Here is a 19923-nt window from a genome sequence, read left to right on the forward strand (position 1 = left end):
CGCACACCGTTCTGGATCCCTCAAGACGATCGACAGCGAAAGAGGGGCAACAGTGTCGCTGTCACGCGCGCGGACGAAGCTGTCGAACGTGGGGTCGTTCCTGACGGACGGCCGCGGCGAGATTCTGGTCGCCGTCGCCGCCGGCTGGTTCCTCTCGATCGGCGTTCGACTCGCCTACCCCGTCTTGCTGCCCTATCTCCGGCGGGCCTACGGCCTCGATCTGACGACGGCCGGCTTTCTGCTGACCGCTCTCTGGCTCTGTTACGCACTGGGCCAACTTCCCGGCGGACTGCTCGCCGACCGGTTCGGCGAGGGGAACGTCCTCGTGGCGAGTACGCTCGTCTCGGCCGTGACCCTCGGCGTCGTCGCTGTCGCCGGCTCCGCGCCGGTCGTCTACCTCGCGACCGGGGCCTTCGGCTTCGGGACCGCACTGTACGGCGTCGCCCGCTTCACGACGCTGTCGGACGTCTACCCCGACAACGACGGCACGGCGATCGGCGTCACGATGGCGGCCGGCCAGGCCGGCAACACCCTCCTGCCGCTTGCCGCCGGCGGGATCGCCTCGGCCTTCGCCTGGCAGTACGGCTTCGGTCTCGTCGTACCCGCCTTCGCGCTCGTCGCCGTCGGCCTCCGGCTGGTCGTACCGGCCCACACCTCCGGTGCGGACAGCGCCGTCGACAGCGTCTCGCTCGAGACGGTCCGATACGTCCTCTCGGAGCTGCGCCGACCCGAGATCGTCACCGTGACCGCGATCCAGATCCTGACCTACTGCGTCTGGCAGGCCTTTACGGGGTTTTACCCTACCTATCTGATCGAGATCAAGGGGTTCTCGGAGAGCGTCGCGACCGGGCTCTTCAGCGCCTTCTTCGCGGCCGGAATCGTGGTCCAGCCCCTGACCGGCCGGCTCTACGACCGGTTCGGCATCCGGACATCGCTGCCGCCGGTCCTGGGTGTCGTCGTGGTCTCGCTGGTCGCGCTCCCGTTTCTCGAGGGCTTTTGGCCGCTCGTCGTCGGGACGGTCTTCCTCTCGAGCATTCTGGGCTACGGGACGATCACCCTGCCGTACATGACCTCGGCGTTCCCGTCGGACATGCAGGGGACCGGCCTCGGATTCTTACGGACCGTCTACATGACCATCGGCGCGGTGAGCCCGGTCGCGTTCGGCGCGTTCGCTGACCGGGGCTACTTCGACGAGGCGTACCTCGCGCTGGCCGGGCTGGTTGCCGTCGCAGTCGGGCTGACGTGGTGGCTGCCCTCGCTGTCGGAGCAGTGAACCCCGCCAACAGTAGAACGGTTTCAGGCGTTCAGACGCCAGATCTCGAGATTGAGGACCGTCGCGAACGTCACCCACGCGAGATACGGCACCAGCAGCGCCGCGGCACGGCGGTCGACCCGGCAGAAGGCGAGGATCGTCCCGACCACGAGCGCCCAGAGGGCGACGATGATCCCCAGGGCGACCAGCGGGGCCTCGAGCGCGAAAAAGGCGGGCGTCCAGGCGACGTTGAACGCCATCTGGGCGGCGAACGCGCCGAGCGCGAGGCGTCGGCCGTCGGCGTCGCTGCGCCAGACGAGCCACAGCGCGATGCCAAGGAGAACAAAGAGGAGCGTCCAGACGACCGGGAACGCGATCGTCGGCGGATAGAACCACGGCTTCTCGAGGGCGCGAAACCACGGCGTGTCGGGCGAGGCGACGGCACTCGGGGCCGCGCCGACGATGTTGACCAGCAGGACGAAGCCGATCGCGGTGAGGATCGAACTGCCGTCCGGAAGGCGGCGGCCGATCGCTAGCGATTCCATACGCCCCGTACGTCCCCCGCGGATTTATATCGATGACTCCGGCCCGACGCGGGCCGGTCCATGCTCTCGAGACCACTTTCACCGCGGTACGGGAACCCTTATTCGCAGCCGGGGTGAACGACGGGTAATGGCAGCGACGGACGAGGACGGGGAGCCGGCATCGATCGACCATCCGCTCCTCGAGCCCGACTTCTTGGAGCGCCGACTCTACCAGCTGAAACTCGCGGGGACGGCCGCGAACCACCACACGCTGGTCTGTCTCCCCACGGGGCTTGGGAAGACGACGGTGAGCCTGCTGGTGACGGCGCGCAGACTCGAGGAGGTCGGCGGGAAGTCACTGATGCTCGCGCCGACGAAACCGCTCGTCCAGCAACACGCCGATTTCTACCGGGAGGCCCTACAGATACCCGACGAGGAGATCGTCGTCTTCACCGGCGACGTGAGTCCGGACGACCGCGCCGAGATGTGGGAGTCGGCGACGATCGTGATGGCCACGCCACAGGTGATCGAGAACGACCTCGTCGGGAGTCGGATCTCGCTTGCCGACGTGACCCACGTCACCTTCGACGAGTGCCATCGCGCGACCGGCGACTACGCCTACAACTACATCGCCGAGCGCTATCATGCCGACGCGAAACGGCCGCTCGTGACGGGGATGAGCGCCTCCCCCGGCGGCGACGAGGAGGCCATCCTCGAGGTCTGTGAGAACCTCGGCATCGACGAGGTCGAGGTGATGACCGAGGAGGACGCCGACGTCGACGAGTTCACCCACGAGACCGACGTCGAGTGGGAGCGGATCGACCTCCCCGAGGCCGTCCTCGAGATCCGGGACGCGTTGAACGAGGTGATTACAGAACGCCTCGAGAAGTTGAAAGAACTCGGTGTGGCGTCCTCGACTCAGCCCGACCAGTCCCAGAAGGACCTCAACCGGATGCGGGCCGAACTCCAGGAACTGATCAACAACGACCAGTCGGAGGGGTTCGAGGGGATGTCGATCCACGCGGAGGTGATGAAGCTCCGACAGGCCGTCACCTTAGTCGAAACCCAAAGCGTCGAGGCGGTCCGGCGGTACTTCGACCGCCAGCGCAACCAGGCCCGCTCGTCGGGGGCCTCGAAGGCCAGCCAGCGGATGGTCTCGGATCCGCGGGTCCGCGAGGCGATGCGCAAGGCCGAGAGTTTCGACGAGATCCACCCGAAATACCGCAAGACGCGAATGTTGCTCGCCGAGACGCTCGGGCTCGAGGGCGGCGAGCGCGTCATCGTCTTCACCGAATCGCGGGACACGGCCGAGGCGTTGACCGACTTCCTCTCGGACAGTTTCGACGCCAAGCGGTTCGTCGGACAGGGCGACCGCGAGGGCTCCGACGGGATGACCCAGACGGAGCAACAGGACGTCCTCGACGAGTTCCGCGCCGGGGAGTTCGAGGTGCTGGTCTCGACGTCGGTCGCCGAGGAGGGGTTAGACGTCCCCGAGGTCGATCTCGTCCTCTTCTACGAGCCCGTGCCGACGGCGATCCGGTCGATCCAGCGGAAGGGCCGAACCGGCCGCCAGTCGGAGGGGCGGGTCGTCGTCCTCATGGCCGAGGACACCCGCGACGAGGCCTATTTCTGGATTTCCCGGCGGCGCGAGAAGGAGATGGAATCGGAACTGCGCGACCTCAAGGGGATGGCCGACGAGTTGGCCGAGGAACTCGACGACTCCCAGCAGTCGCTTGCCGACTTCGGCGACGGGGAGCGTACGGCGAAAGTGAACGACGACGGCGGCGATCCCGACGTAGTCGGCGATTCTTCCAACGGAAGCGAGGGGGTCACGGACCGGCCCGGACTGCAGGACTTCGCCGCCGACGCCGCCGGCTCGAGCGATGATGACCCGGCCGACGACGAGGTCGAGACCCACGAGCCCCACGCCGAGGGCGAGGCAGTCGAGATCGTCGCCGACCAGCGCGAGATGGATGCCAACATCGCGCGGGACCTCTCACGACGCGAGGAGATCGAGGTCCAACTCGAGACCCTCGACGTTGGCGACTACGTCCTGTCGGATCGCGTCGTCGTCGAGCGCAAGTCGGTCGCGGACTTCGTCGACTCGCTGGTCGGCGGTGACCGCTCGGTCTTCGAGCAGGTCGGGGCGATGGCGCGCCATTACTCCCGGCCGATCGTGATCGTCGAGGGCGAGGGGCTGTACGAACAGCGCAACGTCAACCCCAACGCCATCCGGGGGGCGCTCTCGAGTCTGGCAGTCGACTTCGGCGCGAGCGTCCTGCGGACCGGCGGCGAGGACGAAACGACGGAACTGCTCGACGTGATCGCCGGCCGCGAACAAGAAGTATCGGACCGGGAGGTGTCAGTCCACGGCGAGAAACAGTCCAAAACGCTGTCCGAACAGCAGGAGTACGTCGTCGCCTCGATCGCCGAGATCGGCCCCGTGACGGCGCGCTCGCTGCTCGAGGAGTTCGGGACCGTCGAGGGCGTGATGATCGCGACCGAAGACGAGTTACAGGACGCCGACGGCGTCGGGCAGGTGACTGCCGAGCGAATTCGAGAGGTCGTTGGGAGCGACTACACGGGGTAGATCAGTCGCTGGGGTCGGACGCGATGCCGTCCTCGCGCTCGTCGGGCGCGGGAACCGGACCGGCGTCGCCCTCCGCTCGGGCGACGATTCGGTCGGCGGCGACGACGGCCCCGACGCCGAGGACGACGCCCGCCGCGACGTCGATCAGCCAGTGGATGCCCAGATACATCGTCGAGAAGACGACGCACGCGCCGACGAACGACGCGATCGGGAACCACCGCGGATATTCCCGCCGGGAGCGCCACGCGAGCAACACGACGACGACGGACAGTGACGTATGCAGCGACGGGAAGACGTTCGTGTTCGCCGACACGGCCGCGGTCATCTCCTGTGTCTGTGGGTAAAAGGAGTACATGAGCCCGTCGACGGCCGAGAGATGGTTTCGCGGCCCGTAGACGATAAACAGCGTGTAAAAGAGCGATCCGACGAGATAGTTCAGCAGGTACGAGACGAGGAGTTCCTTGAAATACCGCTGGGAGGACAGCAGGAAATACAGGATCGGCGCGGTCACCAGCAGGTAGGGGAACCCGAACATGTACATCGCCGAGAAGAACTCGAGCGTGGCCTCGGGCGTGATCCCCTGGAGCCACGCGACGAACTCCCCTTCGGCAGCGTAGATTTCGGCGGTAAGGTCCCAATCGAGTGCCTCCGAGATACGGAGGCTATAGCCGTGTGTCGCGCGTTTCCCCAGGAAGAACAGCGCCGTAACGCCGAGATACGGGACGATCTCGACGAATCGACGATCGTAGTCGGCCAACGCCCGGCCGAGCATGGTTCGATCGAGACACACCGCGCAGGTCGCGACGAGTCCGATGCAAACGACGAGTACCGTAAGCAGTACGACGAATCCGAGTGCCATGGGTGGGATATATCAGGGGGTCGTAGAGCGGGGGACGGGCGACGCGTCGGTCGCCCGGGGAGGGCGGTACCGACCAGCCGTGACACGTGCGCCGGTCGATCTATTCATCAGCTGTAAACTCACGATATCATACATCTATACTAAATATATATCTACTGGTACGTCGATCGCCCCGAGTCGGGACGACGATGGAAACCGATCGGCGAGGCCATGGCAGAAAAGACGACAAGTGTGTCGAACCGTCACCGAAGCGTCGACAGCGCCTCACCGGCCTCACGTGCCGCCGCGAGACAGTCCCGCGCGTACCGCGGGTCGTCGGTTGCGGCCGCCTCCTCGGCGAACCGCTCGAGCGACCGAACGAGCGCGTCACGGGCCGCCTCGAGGTCGCCGTCGACCGACGACGGGGTCGCCGCGGGAGTGCGTCGCGACGGGCCGGGGTCGCTCGAGCGGTCGTCGGTCGGCGAACGCGAGGCGTCGCGGCCGGCGGCGTCGGCCGTCGGTGGCTGGCGCTCGGGTTCGGTCGGGGTCGACCGCGTTCGGTCGGCGGCGCTCGGGGGAGTCGCGTCGTCGGTGGTCGGGGTTCGGTCGTCGCGTCGCTGGTCGGTCGGGGCCGCACCGTCGCCCGTCGCGGATTCAGTCCCAGCAGCGCCCGGTGCGGCAGTATCGGTCGACGCCGATTCGGCCCGCCCGTCGTCGCTTCCCTTGGGGGCAGCTCCCTCGGCTGGCTGAGCCTCGAGGTCGGTCCCCTCGACGGCATCCGGATTGCCGTGACAGCTGGGACAGAACGTGGTGCCGTTCTGCTGGAACAGCGGATCGCCACAGGTCCCACAGTGGGCGTTGGTCATCGTCGCGCCCTTGAGCAGCAGGTCGCTCATCCGCTGGGTCGCCTCGCGCTCTTTCTGGTCCTGTTCGTACTTCTCGCGGAGTTTCTCGCGCTCGGCTTCCTTATCGAAGTCGCTCATATCCGTCTAGAAGTGACGGGGCGTCGAAAAACCTGCGACAGCGACGGCTCGAGCCGGCGATCAGGACTCGAGGGCCGCTTCGACGGCGTCGACGGCCGCGGCGGGGGTGTCGACGGTCTCGAGGTCGAGCCCGACCGCGTCGACGTCGTGGGTCTCGAGACCGACGACGGGCCGGTCGTAGATGCCGGCGAAACCGATCTCCGAGAGGGTACCGACGCCGCCGGCCAGCGCGATCACCGCGTCGCCGTTCAGCGGGACGAGCGCGTTTCGGGCGTGGCCCAGCCCGGTCACGATCGGGAGATCGACGTCGTCGTTGGCGGCGTCACGGCGCTCGCCAGGGAGGATCCCGATCGTGGTCCCACCCTCGGCTTTCGCGCCGCGACAGACCGCCGCCATCGTTCCGCCGCGACCGCCACAGACGACCGTGTGGCCGCGTGCGGCGAGTTCGCGTCCCACCCGCTCGGCGCGGGCCGCCTGTTCGTCCGTGATCGTCCCGCCGCCGATGACGCTGACGCGCATACGTGAGTGGGCGCGAGCGGCCACCATGATCGGTTCGGTCTCGAGTCGGCCGCCCGATCGACGGGCCGAGGACCCGGTACGACGATCGACGAAATACGTATCGGACAATCCGTTAGAAGTGGGAGGTTTCGACGGATTTAACGTGTGTGATGGGGAAGCATTACGCGGTATGACGAAAGTTAGCGTGGTCGGCGCGGCCGGAACCGTCGGGGCCGCTGCGGGCTACAACATCGCGCTTCGGGAGGTCGCGGACGAGATCGTCTTCGTGGACATTCCGGACAAGGAAGACGACACGATCGGGCAGGCCGCCGACACGAACCACGGCGTGGCCTACGACTCGAACACGACGATCCGACAGGGCGACTACGCGGACACCGCCGGCTCGGACGTCGTCGTCATCACGGCCGGCATTCCGCGCCAGCCGGGACAGACCCGGATCGATCTGGCCGGCGACAACGCGCCGATCATGGAGGACATCGGCTCCTCGATCGCCGAACACAACGACGACTTCGTCACCGTCACCACGTCGAACCCGGTCGACCTGCTGAACCGACACCTCTACGAGACGGGCGAGCGCGCCCGCGAGAAGGTGATCGGCTTCGGCGGCCGGCTCGACTCCGCCCGCTTTCGCTACGTGATCTCCGAGCGCTTCGACGTTCCCGTCCAGAACGTCGACGCGACCATCCTCGGCGAACACGGCGACGCCCAGGTCCCCGTCTTCTCCAAAGTGCGGGTCGACGGGCGAGACGTCGCGTTCGACGAGGACGAGAAGGAGGAACTCTTAGAGGAACTCCAGACCTCGGCGATGAACGTCATCGAGAAGAAAGGCGCGACCGAGTGGGGGCCGGCCACCGGCGTCGGCCACATGGTCGAGGCCATCCTCCGAGATACGGGCGAAGTGCTGCCCGCGAGCGTCAGGCTCGAGGGCGAGTACGGCCACGAGGACGCCGCTTTCGGCGTCCCCGTCAAGCTGGGCTCGGACGGCGTCGAGGAGATCGTCGAGTGGGACCTGACCGAGTACGAGCGCAACCAGCTCGGCGAGGCCGCCGAGAAGCTCTCGGAACAGTACGACAAGATCAGCTAACGCGGTCCTCGCTTGCGGTCCGTTTTCGCACAGTTTCGTTCCCGCCGTCAGCAGTGTGTCTCGACGGACCGAACGTGCTGACCGTCGACAGACAGACCCCGTGCTTGCTCGCTACGAGATCACCTGCTCGCCGTCGTCGTCGTAAATCGTGATCGCGTCGACCGGACAGGAGCGGGCGGCGAACTTCGCGTCCAGTTCCGCGTCGTCGGGTACTTCGCGGACGAAGACCCCCTCCTCGACTTCCTCGCTGTCCGCGAGGATCGCCTTCCCCTTCGATTTGTCCTCCTCGAAGGCGTCCCATTCGGCGACACACTGGAACATCCCGATACAGACGTCCTCGTCGAATTCGACCTTCATGCGATGCCGTTGGATCGATCGGCGTAAATCGGTAGCGGTCCCTGCCCATGGGTCGTGATACCAGAGACCACCTGTCAGTATGATTTTATTACTCGGCGGGTCGTCACTCCGAGCATGACTGCGGACCGATCCGGGCCGTCCGAATCGACGGCCGCGGCCGACCCGCTCGGACTGGCGATGCTCGCACACCACCGCGACGAGCCGGGACAACTCGTCTACCGCGACGGGACGGACGTACGGGATGGCAACGTCGCCGAGTTCTACTTCTCGAGCCCGGAGTCGTGGGCACCGGCGACGGTCACGGTTCTCGATCGAGTCGCCGAGCGTGAACCGATCCTCGACGTGGGCTGTGGCGCGGGCAAACACCTCCTGTGGTGGGACGAGCGCGGTGTCGAGGCCATCGGCGTCGACGTGAGTCCGACCGCCGTGCGAACGGCCCGCGAGCGGTGCGAGGTCCGCAGTACCGCGAGGCGAAGCGGCGACGCCGCGGAGCGCGGCGTCGGGGGCGTTCTGGCTGGCGACATGTTCGACCTGCCAGTCGCGACCGGCGCGGTAGGCGCGGTCCACGCCGTCGGGACGCAGATCGGCCTCGGGCGGTCGCTGGCCGGAATCCGCGACCTGCTCCGCGAGTTCGCCCGCGTGACCGACGACGCCGGCGTGGCCGTCGTGGACAACTACGACCCGGCGCGACTGGACGACGACTTCCTCGGCTACCGGTCGGATCCCCGCGAGGGCATCGCCCATCGCTGTTTCCACCTCGAGTTCGTTCGCGAGACAAACGGCGAGCAGCGACGCGAGGTCGGACCTACCCTGCAGTTCCTGCTGTGTTCGCCCGGACGGCTTCGCGAGGCGACGGTCGGAACGCCGTGGACGACGGCCCGCGTCTCTCGGACTGACGAGGACGGTCATTACAGCCTCGAGTTACGAAAGGGGAACCGCGACGGCCCAACGAAATAGCGACGGCCCGGGGTCCGCGACACGACTACCGAGCCAACGCTTTTGCACCGGGTCGTACAACGACAGGATACGAGACGAAATGGTCGCGTTCTCCTTCGCAGTTCTCGTCGTCGCGTCCGTCACCACCTGCCTGTTCATGGCGTGGGTACTGGGGGCCAACAGCAACTCGCCGCCCTTTGCCCCGGCGATCGGCGCGAACGCCATCTCGACGATGCAGGCGGCGTTCGTCATCGGCCTGCTCGCGGCCGCAGGGGCGCTCATGCAAGGCGGCAGTATCTCCGAGACCGTCGGCGCGGACCTGATCGACGGCGTGACGATCACGCCGCTTGCGGCCACCGCGGGGCTGCTGACCGCGGCGGGCTTTATGGCGATCGGCATCTACACCCGGTACCCGATCCCCGCGGCGTTCGCGACCACGGGCGCGATGATCGGCGTCGGCCTCTCGCTCGGTGGCGATCCCGCGATAGCGACCTACCGCCGACTCGGGATCTTCTGGGCACTGGTTCCGGTCATGTCCGGCGGGCTGGCCTACGCGACGGCGACGATTCTACGACGCGACGACGTCCCCGAGACCGTGGGCGTGCCGCTGCTGGCCGGCGTCGTCGGCGCGATCGTCGCCAACGTCCGGCTCGGGGTGATTCCCGATCCGACCGCCGATCAGGGCACGCTGGCCGGCTTCGTTTCCCGACTGATCGGCGGCGGTCCCACGCTTGTCGCCGGGATCGACCTCGGCACCGCCCTCGTGACGGTCGGCGCCGGTCTCCTCGCGTTCTTTCTGGTCCGCGATCGCGTCCGCGTCTCCGTCGAGGACGGCATCCGCTCGTTCCTGCTCGTGCTGGGCGGCATCGTCGCCTTCTCGTCGGGCGGCTCGCAGGTCGGGCTCGCGACCGGGCCGCTCGAGAACCTCTTCCGAGTCGAACTCGGGCTGCCGGGGATTCTCCTGCTGGCGATCGGTGCGACGGGCATCCTCGCCGGCGCGTGGATGGGCGCACCGCGACTGTTGCAGGCGACTTCTCGGGAGTACGCCCAGCTGGGCGTGCGACGGTCGATCGCTGCGTTGGTACCCGGCTTTATCATCGCCCAACTCGCCATCGCGCTTGGCATCCCGATCTCGTTGAACAACATCGTCCTCTCGGGGGTCATCGGCGGCGGGCTGGCCGGCGGCTCGGCCGGCGTCTCCCGACGGAAGATCGCCGTCACGATCACCTTCTGGCTGATCACGCTCTCGAGTTCCGTCGTCGTCAGCTACGGGCTGTACCGGCTGTTCGCGGCGATGATCGGCGGATAATGAGTATCCGCGGCGGCTCGAGAGCGACCCCGGGCGGTCACTCCAGCACCGTCACCGGCTCCGCAGTGCGTTCGACGACCGTGGCGGCGATCCCGCGACCCAGGAACCGCCTGAAAAAGCCCGTCGAACCGGTCTCCGAGCCGTACAGCACGACGTGGTCGATTCCCTCGTCGGACGCGTAGCGCGGGACGACCGTTCCGGGTCGGCCCTCGGCCGTCTCGATCCGGACCCGCTCCGGCCGGCTGTCGGCGACCGACTCGAGCAACGCGGTCGCGCTCTCCCGGGCGGCCGCCGTCCGCTCGTCATCGCGCTCGAGGACGCCGCCCTCGCTGAGGGGGGCATCGAGCGGGGTGACAACGGCGAGCAGCGTGACCTCGGCGTCGGGGAACGTCTCGAGAGCGTAGGCAAGCGCCTCGTCCTCGCGGGGGCGACCGAGCGTGGGGACGAGGACGCGGTCGGGATCGGAGTCGGCCATGCGTGGCGCTTCGGGAGCCAGTCCCATCGGTCTATCGCCGTCGATCCGGTCTCGCAGCGCCGGGCATCTCGGTCACCCCGGTTCGACCGGCACCGACTGCTGTTCGAGGAGCAAGCGACGACCGATCGGAGCCGCTCGAGACGCAGACCAGCGTCCCGCAGACGAACCGCTGTCAGTCGTGTCCAGCGCGCCTGCGACCCGCGACGCGGGTACGTCGGGACGCGGTGACAGCAGACCGTATCAGTCGGAACATCAGTCGCCGATTCGAATATGAATCGGAATCGTGGCAAATGATTTTCACCAGTTGGAGTAGAACCCAGATCATGGACTCCGAAGCGGGGGTGTCGGAATCGGCCCGGCCCCTCTCCCGAAGCGACCTCGTACGGTCGGGAGCGGTCGCGCTCGTCGTGTCGTTGGTCATCAACTGGCTCATCGTATTCATGGCGAACGCCGGCGGCATCGCGCCCGAACTGGAGGCACTAAATTACGAACCGGTGTCGTTCTTTACGACCATCGGAGTCGTCGGTGCAACCGTCACGTACGGGATTCTCGCGCGAACCGTTGCCGATCAGGACCGGGCGTTCGCGATCGTCGCGGCGATTGTCCTCGGTCTCTCCGTGCTTCCCGATTTCGTCGTCATCCCCGATCAGCCCGGTGGCAGTCTCTTCGCTGGCGCGGTTCTCGGTCTGATGCACGTCACGACGGCAGTCGTTTGTGTGTGGGTACTGACCGACCGCCGGAACGGACGATGAGACGGCGGTCCCGGTCCGCGGAGTCCAGAAGACGATAGTTTAAACCGCGAAAGGGGCCAAGGGCGGGTAATGAATATCGAGGAGCTGTCGGGGCTCCCGGCCGGTGCCGTCGACCACTTCCGGCGCGAGGGCATCGAGGAACTCTACCCGCCCCAGGCCGAGGCCGTCGAGGCCGGGGCGACCGACGGGGAGAACCTCGTGGCCGCCGTCCCGACTGCCAGCGGGAAGACGATGATCGCCGCGCTCTCGATGCTGTCGTCGATCGAACGCGGCGGAAAAGCGCTCTATATCGTCCCCCTGCGGGCGCTCGCCAGCGAGAAAAAGGAAGCGTTCGAGGCCTACGAGGAGTTCGGCGTCACGGTCGGGGTTACGACGGGCAACTACGAGAGTACCAGCGACTGGCTCGCGACGAAGGATATCGTCGTCGCCACCAGCGAGAAGGTCGACTCGCTCGTGCGCAACGGCGCGGACTGGCTCTCGGAGCTGACCTGCGTCGTCAGCGACGAGGTCCACCTGATCGACGACCGCAACCGGGGGCCGACCCTCGAGGTCACCCTCGCCAAACTCCGAAAGCTCAACCCGGGGATGCAACAGGTCGCACTGTCGGCGACGGTCGGCAACGCCGACGAGATCGCCGACTGGCTCGACGCAGCCCTGATCGACACCGACTGGCGGCCGATCGACCTGCGGATGGGCGTCCACTACGGCAACGCCCTGAACTTCGACGACGGCTCGACTCGAGAGGTGCCGATCCAGGGCAGCGAAAAGCAGGAGGCCGCGCTCGTCCGCGACATCGTCCGGGAGGGCGGCTCGTCGCTCGTGTTCGTCAACTCCCGCCGGAACGCCGAGGCCGCCGCGGGCCGGCTGGGCGGGGTCGTGAAACCGGAGTTGACCGGCGACGAACGGGCCGAACTCGCCGATCTAGCCGATGAGATCCGCGACGACAGCGACACCGAGACGAGCACGGACTTGGCCGACTGCGTCGAACGGGGCGCGGCCTTCCACCACGCCGGCCTCTCGAGTACCCAGCGCTCGATCGTCGAGGAGGCCTTTCGCGACCGGCTCCTGAAGGTGATCTCGGCGACGCCGACGCTGGCCGCCGGCGTCAACACGCCGGCCCGCCGCGTGATCGTCCGCGACTGGCGGCGCTTCGATCCCAGTGCGGGCGGGATGGCTCCGCTCGACGTCCTCGAGGTCCACCAGATGATGGGCCGGGCGGGCAGACCCGGCCTCGACCCCTACGGCGAGGCCGTGTTGCTCGCGAAGAGCCACGACGAGAGCCAGGAGCTGTTCGACCGCTATATCTGGGCCGATCCCGAGCCCGTCCGGTCGAAGCTGGCGGCCGAGCCTGCGCTGCGGACCCACGTCCTCGCGACCATCGCCTCCGGCTTCGCCCGCACCCGCGAGGGGCTGCTCGAGTTCCTCGAGGCCACCCTCTATGCCAGCCAGTCGAGCGAAGCCGGCCGGCTCGAGACGGTCACCGATACCGTCTTGGAGTACCTCGAGTCGAACGACTTCATCGAGCGCGAGGCGCGTAGCGCCTCGGACTCCTCGAGCGATTCACCGCGAGAGCGCGACGACCACGGCGCGTTCACCACCGCGGCCGCCCTCGAGGGCGGCGGCCGCGACGAGGACCTCGAGGCGACCAGCCTCGGTCACACCGTCTCGAGGCTCTATCTGGATCCGATGAGCGCCGCCGAGATCGTCCACGGGCTCGAGGACGCCGACGAGCGACCGACAGCGCTGGGGCTCTACCAACTCGTCTCGAGGACGCCGGACATGTACGAACTCTACCTGCGCTCGGGTGACGACGAGCAGTACGGCGAGCTGTTCTACGAGCGCGAGGCCGAACTGCTGGGTGCCGCCCCGAGCGAGTTCGAGGAGGAACGCTTCGAGGATTGGCTGGCCGCGCTCAAGACCGGCAAACTGCTCGAGGACTGGGCCGACGAGACCGACGAGGAACGGATCACGGACCGGTACCAGATCGGCCCCGGCGACCTGCGCGGGAAGGTCGACACCGCCGAGTGGCTGCTGGGCGCGGCCGAATCGCTGGCCGCCGAGATCGACAGCGAGTGGACCGTCGCGGTCCGGGAGGCCCGCGCCCGCGTCGAACACGGCGTCGGGGAGGAGTTGCTCGAACTCGTCTCGGTCGGTGGCGTGGGTCGCAAGCGCGCCCGACGGCTCCACGACGCGGGGATCGAGGAGCCCGCGGACCTCCGGACTGCCGACAAGAGCGTCGTCCTCGGGGCGTTGAAGGGGAAAAAGACCGCCGAGAACATCCTCGAGAACGCCGGCCGCGAGGACCCCTCGATGGACGGCATCGAGCCGAGCGCGAGCGACGCCGCGGACGGGACGACCGGAAGCGACGGAACGGACGACGGCACCGCGGAAGCGACGGAGGCGGAGCCAGACGACAGTCAAGCGAGCCTGGGTGATTTCTGATGGAGCTACTCGAGTGTTCCCTCGCGATCGACGATCTGGACGCGTTCGTGGCGACGCTGGGCGAAATCGGCGATCGCCACGACGTGACGGTACAGGCCTTCGACGCGCGCTACGTCGCCGATCGCGCCCACCTCGAGCGGGCCGTCGAACTGGCCGATCGGGCCATCGACCGCGGCGAGAACGTCGCCCGGGACCGCGCCGTCGAGATCCTGCTGTACGCCGCGGGCCGCCGACAGATCGACCGGGCCCTCGAGATGGGCGTCGACGAGGGCGAGACCCCGGCCGTCGTACTCGTCGACGGCGACGGGGACGAACGCGCCGCGCTCGAGGCGGTCGAGGACCTGACCGCGTTCCGCGGGCGGACCGAGACGCTCGATTCGCGGGACGACGAAACGCTGTGTGACTTCTTCGGGATTCCCGACGCCGAGCGGGCGGCGACCGACGCGGGGCTGGCGGCGCTGGTCCGCGAGCGGGTCGCGCTGCTCGAAGTCGAGAAATAGATCGAGTCGAGAATCGACAGCACGCTCTTGTGCGATCGTCTCGAAAACTGGCCATGGCCACCCTCGAGGATCCCGTCGAGATCGGCGGCCTCACGATCCCGAACCGGCTCTACCGCGCGCCGCTGCTCGAGTGTGCGGGCAACGGTCCCGACGCAGTCGACGCGTTGATCGCGGACCTCGAGCCCGCGGCCGAGTCGGGGGCCGGACTCGTCTGTCAGGGCGCGACGATCGTCCGCGGCGAGGGCGGCTGTGCCGCGCCGGGGATGACCCGCGTCCACGACCCCGAGTTCGTCTCGCGACTGTCGCGGCTGACCGACCGCATCCACGACCACGGGAGCCGGATCGCCATCCAGCTCGAACACGGCGGCCTCCGGAGCATGGAGACCTGGCACGCCGAATACCGCGACGAGCATCCCGCTCTCGAGCAACTCGCCGTCTCGCGACCCCCGTGGCAGTTGCGAACCCTCGATCAGCTGGGGTTTCTCTCGTACGACCCGCACGTCCTCACGACCGAAGAAGTGTACGACCTCGCGGCGGATTTCGGCCGGGCGGCGGCCCGTGCCGTCGACGCCGGCTACGACGCCGTCCACCTCGCCGGCGCGAACATGGGGATCGTCCAGCAGTTCTGCTCGCCCTTCTACAACCGCCGAGACGACGAGTTCGGCGGCTCGCCCGAAGCGCGACTCGAGTTCCTCGCGGTCGTCCACGACGAGATCCGCGAGCGGGCCGGCGACGTGCCGCTGCTGACGAAGGTGCCGGCTGAAACGCCCGCCCCGCCCGCGCCGGTCGTCCGCCGGAAGCTCTCGCTCCGGGACGGCGTCGAGATCGCCCGCCGGCTCGAGAAGATCGGCTACGACGCGGTCGTGCCGGTGCAGACGTCGGTCGTCTGGGACATGAGCATCGTCCGCGGGGAATATCCCGACCGCGCGTGGTCGAACGAGGGGCTGCAGGCGGAGTACGACGCGGCGTTCGGCGGCGCAGCACGAAAGCGACTCGTCGCGCTGGCGAACCGACTCCAATCGTTGCAGTACGGCTTCGAACCCGCGTGGAACGAGACGTTCTGTCGCCGGGTTCGCGAGCAGGTGTCGATCCCGGTGCTGGCGGAGGGTGGGATTCGCGAGCGAGCGCAGATGGATCGGTTGCTGGGCGACTCGAGCGGGGATCACGGAACCGACGCCGACCCGGCCTGTGACATGGTCGGCATGGCACGGCCGTTCTACGCCGAGCCGCGACTTGGCGCACGGCTGCTCGAGGCCGGCAGTAACGGGTCCGCCACCGGGGGCGACGACTCCGTACGTGTCCTCTGTGAGAGCTGCAACAACTGTACGGTACCACAAGCGACCGGCGCGCCGGGGGTCTGCCGGACGCCCACAGTGGTGCGAAAACGGGGCGAACTCGAGCGAAACGGTGCCTACGACCGGTCGTAGCGCCTTACAGCGTCACGGTGTCGCTGGTCAACTCCGCGAGCGTCCCCTCGGTCCAGGTGTCGTCGACGCCGACTCTGAACCGCGAGTCGGTCGGGCCCGCATAGTGAAGCTGCAGGGTGTACGAGCCGTCGTCGGCGATCGGTGCCGCTTCCTTCCGGTCCGCATCGACCTGCTCGAGTTCGACCATCTCGTCGGCGTACTCGGTATCGGTCGTCCCGCTGATCTCGTAGCGCTGGAAGTCTGCCTGAACGTTCGACCCCTCGACCGGATATCCCTGCATTTCCCAGCCGCCCAGTCCCTCGTCGATCGCGTACGTGTGTTCGTAGCCCGCATCGATCAGCGACGCGGCACGTTGAGAGGACAGGTGATGGGGACACCGACAGTAGGTAACGATCCGCGTGTTCGTCGACCACTCCTCGACCGGGTCGTTCTCGGTTCCGTCCGGAGCCGGCGAGAACACGGCACCCGCGATGCGGAGTTCCTCGTACTGATCGCGGCCCCGTGCGTCCGCGAACTGTGCCTCATCGTTGTCGTACCACTCGTAGACGTCCGTGACCGGCGCGAGCGGGACCTCGGTTCCGTCGGTCGTCGTCGTCTCGTAGTCGAACTCGTTGGCCGGCGTTCCATTGTCGTCGCCGAGACAGCCGGCGACCGCCCCAAGCGATACCGTCCCCCCGAGAGCGAGGAATCTCCGTCGGTTCATAGGTTCGTCTAGCGACGAGAGGGAGATATGGTTTCTGGTGACTCTCACGTCACTACTGACCCCTTCGTTTCAACTGGAAACCGGGAGGCGAGGCTGGAAGATTGCTCGAGTCGAAACGGCAGAGAAGTAGTCCATGCTGGATTCGAACCAGCGTCCCGAGCCCCAGAAGCTCGGAGGATTGGCCGCTACCCTAATGGACTAGCATGTCTCCGTTGGGATCCGTTTCCAACGGCGTATCACGTGATAGCAGGTAGCCGTATTAGAGTGTTACGAACTCAGATGGTCGGTACAGCGCGAGTCGTAGTGTTCTTTCCGATGACAATTGGCACAGAGAACGAGACACTTCTCGATCTCACTCTCGATTCTGTCTTTCGAATACCCGAAAGAGATCATCTTCCCGACGGCCATCTCCTTTTCATCTTCGTTTAGATGGTGGAAGTCCAAGCACCTGGGATCGTCCTCATCACATCGGTTACACCCCTTCTCTTGCTTATATTCGAACACCCATGCTCGATGTTTTGCTCGTCGGTCGAGAGACCGTTCCGTGTTCCACTCGGTGTTCCGATAGTGCCACCGCTGATCGACGGAAAGATCTTCCCATGCCGTTCCCTCGGGCAGTTCGACATCATCCGGTTTCGGCCCAACCCGAGGCCCTCTCGAGTAGGATGTCTCGAGTCCCGCCGTCTCCTTCGCGTCGTTCCACCCGCCACACGTTCGGATAATCGTCGCGGAAGCCGGCGTCAGCCCTAACTCCTCGTACTGCGCCTTCGTCGGTGACTCGCCCAGTCGTTCGGCGGCCTCCCGCAGTGCCTCGAGACACGCCGCCTCGGTAACCATACCGCGGTTGGCCGCGCGATCCCGTATAAACCTCCGGACGGTACCCGTCCGACTGACCTCGAGAACGAACCGACATTCCTTTTCCCCGCTCGTGCGCACCCCCGAGTATGTACGTCGGACGATTCGTCGTCGTCGGTCCCGAGGTCGGCGCGTACCGCGTCTCCTCGCGATCGTTCCCGAACCGCGAAATCACCGCTCGAGACGAGGCCCTGACCGTCGGGCCCACCGAGGACGCTCCGGAGACGGACAACCCCTACGTCTCGTACAACTGCCTGCGGGTCGTCGAGACGCCGACCGGCGAGACGGCCGCCTTCGGCAACGGCTCGCATGTCGATCCGATCGCGGAGAAACTCGAGCTGGGGTATCCCGCCCGGGACGCCCTCGCCGAGAGTCTGCTGGCGCTTGACTACGAGAAAGACGACTACGATACGCCCCGGATCGCGGCGACGATCGGCGGCGACGGCGAGGCCCTGATCGGGACCGTCCGAAAGGACGCCCTGCTGATCGAGACCGTCGACGAGCCGACGCTGGTCGCGACCTACGAGAAGAACGCGCCCGAGGCGTTCGAGTTCGACGCCGACGGTGCGGCCGCGGCCGCGAGCGCGGCCTACGACCTCGAGTTCGAACACGCGGTCTGTGCGGCCGGCGTCGCCCGGACCGACGACGGGTTCGAGACGGCGATCGAGAACGGCGACTGAACGACCTCGTTACGCTCGGCCAGCCGCCAGCGTGCGCCACTGCAGGTCAGCTAACCGACCGGAGCGACATCGGTTCTCCATCGGACACCGAGCGAGCGTGAGCGACGCCCCGGCCAACCTACAAATCCCTCGCGGCGTATCACTCACACATGAAGGTCGGACTCATCTCTGACGTCCACAGCAACCGGGTCGCGCTCGAGACCGTCCTCGAGGACATGCCCGCGGTCGACGAACTGTGCTGTGCGGGCGACGTGGTCGGCTACAACCCCTGGCCGGGGGAGTGCGTCGACGAACTGCGTGCGCGGGACGTGCCGACGGTGATGGGTAATCACGACGCCGCCGTCGCCGGGGATACCCCGTTTCGGTTCAACGGCATGGCCAAGGCCGGCGTTGACCACGCGAACGGGGAACTGTCCGACAACCAGCTCGAGTGGCTGGCCGACCTGCCGGCAGAGCGACTCGAGTGCGACGGCCGGGTCAAACTGGTCCACGGCCACCCGGACGATCCCGACCGCTACACGCGATACACCTACCCGGAGGAGTTCACCGAACGAATGCTCGGCGACGAGGACGTGCTGGTACTCGGCCACACCCATGTCCAAGGCGTCGAGCGGTTCGGAGATGGGATCGTCGTCAACCCGGGCAGCGTCGGCCAGCCCCGCGACGGGGACCCGCGAGCGGGCTACGCGGTGGTCGATCTCGACGCCCTGACCGTCGAGACCCACCGCGTCGAGTACGACGTCGACGCCGTCCAGACGGCCGTCGAGGAGGCTGAACTGCCCAGTCGCATCGGTACCCGGCTGGCCCGCGGCAAGTAGGACTCGAGCGATGCGGTCGGCACCCCGAAACGAACCCTTTTACACTCACCCCGCTGCTACTGCCGGACATGGTATCCATCGGCCACACCGCGCGTCCCGCTCGGAACCGACCCCGTCGCGCCGTGGGCCGGTGTTGTCGCTTGCCGTCCCCGCACCGCACGCGTCGCCTCGAGACCGCCGCCGCGACGGAGACCGATGTTCGAGCGCGTGCGTGAGGACGTCCGGGCGATGACCGGGCGCGACCCCGCCGCGAAGGGGCGACTCGAGGTCCTGCTGTGTTACTCGGGGCTGCACGCGGTCTGGGGGTATCGGCTCGCCCACCGCTGCTGGAATCGCGGGCCGGGCTTTCGACTGCTCGCCCGACTGCTCTCCCACCTGGTGCGCTGGCTGACCGGCGTCGAGATCCATCCGGCCGCCGAACTCGGCCGCCGGGTGACGATCGACCACGGGATGGGCGTCGTCATCGGCGAAACCGCCGAGATCGGCGACGACGTTCACATGTACCACGGAGTGACCCTCGGCGGCGACACGAACGAACCGGTCAAGCGCCACCCGACGGTCGAGGACGGCGCGCAACTGGGCGCGAACGCGACGCTGCTGGGCGACATCACGATCGGCGAGGACGCGGCCGTCGGTGCCGGTTCGGTCGTCACGGACGACGTTCCGGACGGTGCGACCGTCGTCGGCGTTCCGGCCGAGCGAGTCGACTGATCGAGAAAGGCTGCCCATCTCATCCAGCACTGCTCGATGGACGCCGCGAATAGACACGTATCACTGCAAGCCGATCGTTCGTCTGCGGTGGCGCGTACTGTCGACCGGACGAGCGCTAGCGAGGGCGGTCGATAACACTGCGCGAGGGATGAGCGAGTGACTGAAAGG

20 protein-coding genes and 1 tRNA gene are annotated in these 19923 nt (G+C 67.2%); 12 read left to right on the top strand and 9 right to left on the bottom strand.

Annotated elements, in window-relative coordinates; genetic code table 11:
- Positions 1–52: 52 nt before the first annotated feature.
- Positions 53–1273 carry an MFS transporter gene (locus NATPE_RS18095; protein ID WP_006183044.1) on the top strand — a complete coding sequence of 407 codons (1221 nt, stop codon included), beginning with the start codon at positions 53–55 and terminating at the stop codon, positions 1271–1273.
- 23 nt (positions 1274–1296) lie between these two features.
- Here the strand turns inward: NATPE_RS18095 and NATPE_RS18100 are convergent, their stop codons facing one another.
- The gene (locus NATPE_RS18100; RefSeq protein ID WP_006183045.1) at positions 1297–1797 is read right to left on the bottom strand and encodes a TspO/MBR family protein; all 501 of its coding nucleotides are present in this window, start codon (positions 1795–1797) and stop codon (positions 1297–1299) included.
- Positions 1798–1924: 127 nt separating this feature from the next.
- Here NATPE_RS18100 and NATPE_RS18105 point away from each other — a divergent pair, with 127 nt between their 5' ends.
- Positions 1925–4366, top strand: a complete 2442-nt coding sequence (locus NATPE_RS18105) for a DEAD/DEAH box helicase (RefSeq protein WP_006183046.1) — start codon at positions 1925–1927, stop codon at positions 4364–4366.
- Position 4367: 1 nt separating this feature from the next.
- Here the strand turns inward: NATPE_RS18105 and NATPE_RS18110 are convergent, their stop codons facing one another.
- The 3 genes from NATPE_RS18110 to NATPE_RS18120 all read right to left on the bottom strand — a co-directional run bounded on the left by NATPE_RS18110 (position 4368) and on the right by NATPE_RS18120 (position 6706).
- Positions 4368–5225: a phosphatase PAP2 family protein gene (locus NATPE_RS18110; protein WP_006183047.1), complete on the bottom strand. Its 858-nt coding sequence runs from the start codon at positions 5223–5225 to the stop codon at positions 4368–4370.
- A gap of 242 nt (positions 5226–5467) precedes the next feature.
- The gene (locus tag NATPE_RS18115) at positions 5468–6187 is read right to left on the bottom strand and encodes an Sjogren's syndrome/scleroderma autoantigen 1 family protein (RefSeq protein ID WP_015299274.1); all 720 of its coding nucleotides are present in this window, start codon (positions 6185–6187) and stop codon (positions 5468–5470) included.
- Between the two features lie 60 nt (positions 6188–6247).
- Positions 6248–6706, bottom strand: a complete 459-nt coding sequence (locus NATPE_RS18120; RefSeq protein ID WP_015299275.1) for a TIGR00725 family protein — start codon at positions 6704–6706, stop codon at positions 6248–6250.
- Positions 6707–6875: 169 nt separating this feature from the next.
- Here NATPE_RS18120 and mdh point away from each other — a divergent pair, with 169 nt between their 5' ends.
- Positions 6876–7790: a malate dehydrogenase gene (mdh, locus tag NATPE_RS18125; RefSeq protein WP_015299276.1), complete on the top strand. Its 915-nt coding sequence runs from the start codon at positions 6876–6878 to the stop codon at positions 7788–7790.
- A 111-nt stretch (positions 7791–7901) separates the two neighbouring features.
- Here mdh and NATPE_RS18130 read toward each other — a convergent pair whose 3' ends face one another.
- Complete coding sequence (locus tag NATPE_RS18130; RefSeq protein WP_006183051.1) at positions 7902–8147, bottom strand: ferredoxin; 246 nt, start codon at positions 8145–8147, stop codon at positions 7902–7904.
- 114 nt (positions 8148–8261) lie between these two features.
- On the opposite strand from NATPE_RS18130, the gene NATPE_RS18135 reads away from it, so the two are divergent.
- Together NATPE_RS18135 and NATPE_RS18140 are read left to right on the top strand one after the other, a co-directional pair.
- Positions 8262–9104 carry a class I SAM-dependent methyltransferase gene (locus tag NATPE_RS18135; protein WP_006183052.1) on the top strand — a complete coding sequence of 281 codons (843 nt, stop codon included), beginning with the start codon at positions 8262–8264 and terminating at the stop codon, positions 9102–9104.
- A gap of 79 nt (positions 9105–9183) precedes the next feature.
- Positions 9184–10392: an inorganic phosphate transporter gene (locus NATPE_RS18140; protein ID WP_006183053.1), complete on the top strand. Its 1209-nt coding sequence runs from the start codon at positions 9184–9186 to the stop codon at positions 10390–10392.
- Positions 10393–10429: 37 nt separating this feature from the next.
- Here the strand turns inward: NATPE_RS18140 and NATPE_RS18145 are convergent, their stop codons facing one another.
- A complete protein-coding gene (locus tag NATPE_RS18145) occupies positions 10430–10894 on the bottom strand; it encodes a universal stress protein (protein WP_244880097.1) in 465 nt (154 codons plus the stop codon).
- Between the two features lie 296 nt (positions 10895–11190).
- Between NATPE_RS18145 and NATPE_RS18150 the strand changes: the two genes are divergently transcribed.
- The 4 genes from NATPE_RS18150 to NATPE_RS18165 all read left to right on the top strand — a co-directional run bounded on the left by NATPE_RS18150 (position 11191) and on the right by NATPE_RS18165 (position 15988).
- Entirely contained in the window at positions 11191–11619 is a 429-nt protein-coding gene (locus NATPE_RS18150; RefSeq protein ID WP_006183055.1) for a DUF6069 family protein, read from the top strand.
- Between the two features lie 69 nt (positions 11620–11688).
- Positions 11689–14061, top strand: coding sequence for an ATP-dependent DNA helicase (locus tag NATPE_RS18155; RefSeq protein ID WP_006183056.1), 2373 nt, complete (start codon positions 11689–11691; stop codon positions 14059–14061).
- The gene (gene cgi121, locus NATPE_RS18160) at positions 14061–14561 is read left to right on the top strand and encodes a KEOPS complex subunit Cgi121 (protein ID WP_006183057.1); all 501 of its coding nucleotides are present in this window, start codon (positions 14061–14063) and stop codon (positions 14559–14561) included. The genes NATPE_RS18155 and cgi121 overlap by 1 nt, the downstream gene beginning before the upstream one ends.
- Before the next feature lie 53 nt (positions 14562–14614).
- Positions 14615–15988, top strand: a complete 1374-nt coding sequence (locus NATPE_RS18165; protein WP_006183058.1) for an oxidoreductase — start codon at positions 14615–14617, stop codon at positions 15986–15988.
- Positions 15989–15992: 4 nt separating this feature from the next.
- On the opposite strand, the gene NATPE_RS18170 is transcribed toward NATPE_RS18165, so the two are convergent.
- From NATPE_RS18170 to NATPE_RS18175, 3 genes are all read right to left on the bottom strand, one after another.
- Positions 15993–16691 (bottom strand): rhodanese-like domain-containing protein, encoded by a 699-nt coding sequence (locus tag NATPE_RS18170; RefSeq protein ID WP_006183059.1) that lies wholly within the window; start codon positions 16689–16691, stop codon positions 15993–15995.
- A 127-nt stretch (positions 16692–16818) separates the two neighbouring features.
- Positions 16819–16891 (bottom strand) — tRNA-Gln (locus tag NATPE_RS22435).
- A gap of 67 nt (positions 16892–16958) precedes the next feature.
- On the bottom strand, positions 16959–17528 hold the full coding sequence (locus tag NATPE_RS18175) for a homing endonuclease associated repeat-containing protein (RefSeq protein WP_015299277.1): 570 nt from the start codon (positions 17526–17528) through the stop codon (positions 16959–16961).
- Between the two features lie 107 nt (positions 17529–17635).
- Between NATPE_RS18175 and NATPE_RS18180 the strand changes: the two genes are divergently transcribed.
- The 3 genes from NATPE_RS18180 (at position 17636) to cysE (ending at position 19755) form a co-directional block, all read left to right on the top strand.
- Entirely contained in the window at positions 17636–18226 is a 591-nt protein-coding gene (locus tag NATPE_RS18180) for an IMP cyclohydrolase (RefSeq protein WP_006183061.1), read from the top strand.
- A gap of 149 nt (positions 18227–18375) precedes the next feature.
- Positions 18376–19044 (top strand): metallophosphoesterase family protein, encoded by a 669-nt coding sequence (locus NATPE_RS18185; protein WP_006183062.1) that lies wholly within the window; start codon positions 18376–18378, stop codon positions 19042–19044.
- A 195-nt stretch (positions 19045–19239) separates the two neighbouring features.
- Positions 19240–19755 carry a serine O-acetyltransferase gene (gene cysE, locus NATPE_RS18190; protein ID WP_006183063.1) on the top strand — a complete coding sequence of 172 codons (516 nt, stop codon included), beginning with the start codon at positions 19240–19242 and terminating at the stop codon, positions 19753–19755.
- Positions 19756–19923: the final 168 nt, after the last annotated feature.

This window comes from Natrinema pellirubrum DSM 15624 (assembly GCF_000230735.2).
In the GTDB taxonomy this organism is placed as follows: Archaea; Halobacteriota; Halobacteria; order Halobacteriales; family Natrialbaceae; genus Natrinema; species Natrinema pellirubrum.

Excerpts from the sequence above, each read along its gene's own strand:
- NATPE_RS18120 (WP_015299275.1), bottom strand. The coding sequence starts at position 6,706 with ATGCGCGTCAGCGTCATCGGCGGCGGGACGATCACGGACGAACAGGCG.
- NATPE_RS18170 (WP_006183059.1), bottom strand. The coding sequence starts at position 16,691 with ATGAACCGACGGAGATTCCTCGCTCTCGGGGGGACGGTATCGCTTGGG.
- cgi121 (WP_006183057.1), top strand. The coding sequence starts at position 14,061 with ATGGAGCTACTCGAGTGTTCCCTCGCGATCGACGATCTGGACGCGTTC.
- NATPE_RS18135 (WP_006183052.1), top strand. The coding sequence starts at position 8,262 with ATGACTGCGGACCGATCCGGGCCGTCCGAATCGACGGCCGCGGCCGAC.
- NATPE_RS18175 (WP_015299277.1), bottom strand. The coding sequence starts at position 17,528 with ATGGTTACCGAGGCGGCGTGTCTCGAGGCACTGCGGGAGGCCGCCGAA.
- NATPE_RS18115 (WP_015299274.1), bottom strand. The coding sequence starts at position 6,187 with ATGAGCGACTTCGATAAGGAAGCCGAGCGCGAGAAACTCCGCGAGAAG.
- cysE (WP_006183063.1), top strand. The coding sequence starts at position 19,240 with ATGTTCGAGCGCGTGCGTGAGGACGTCCGGGCGATGACCGGGCGCGAC.
- NATPE_RS18100 (WP_006183045.1), bottom strand. The coding sequence starts at position 1,797 with ATGGAATCGCTAGCGATCGGCCGCCGCCTTCCGGACGGCAGTTCGATC.
- NATPE_RS18165 (WP_006183058.1), top strand. The coding sequence starts at position 14,615 with ATGGCCACCCTCGAGGATCCCGTCGAGATCGGCGGCCTCACGATCCCG.
- NATPE_RS18185 (WP_006183062.1), top strand. The coding sequence starts at position 18,376 with ATGAAGGTCGGACTCATCTCTGACGTCCACAGCAACCGGGTCGCGCTC.
- NATPE_RS18145 (WP_244880097.1), bottom strand. The coding sequence starts at position 10,894 with ATGGGACTGGCTCCCGAAGCGCCACGCATGGCCGACTCCGATCCCGAC.
- NATPE_RS18150 (WP_006183055.1), top strand. The coding sequence starts at position 11,191 with ATGGACTCCGAAGCGGGGGTGTCGGAATCGGCCCGGCCCCTCTCCCGA.
- NATPE_RS18155 (WP_006183056.1), top strand. The coding sequence starts at position 11,689 with ATGAATATCGAGGAGCTGTCGGGGCTCCCGGCCGGTGCCGTCGACCAC.
- NATPE_RS18130 (WP_006183051.1), bottom strand. The coding sequence starts at position 8,147 with ATGAAGGTCGAATTCGACGAGGACGTCTGTATCGGGATGTTCCAGTGT.
- NATPE_RS18110 (WP_006183047.1), bottom strand. The coding sequence starts at position 5,225 with ATGGCACTCGGATTCGTCGTACTGCTTACGGTACTCGTCGTTTGCATC.
- NATPE_RS18180 (WP_006183061.1), top strand. The coding sequence starts at position 17,636 with ATGTACGTCGGACGATTCGTCGTCGTCGGTCCCGAGGTCGGCGCGTAC.
- NATPE_RS18105 (WP_006183046.1), top strand. The coding sequence starts at position 1,925 with ATGGCAGCGACGGACGAGGACGGGGAGCCGGCATCGATCGACCATCCG.
- NATPE_RS18140 (WP_006183053.1), top strand. The coding sequence starts at position 9,184 with ATGGTCGCGTTCTCCTTCGCAGTTCTCGTCGTCGCGTCCGTCACCACC.
- mdh (WP_015299276.1), top strand. The coding sequence starts at position 6,876 with ATGACGAAAGTTAGCGTGGTCGGCGCGGCCGGAACCGTCGGGGCCGCT.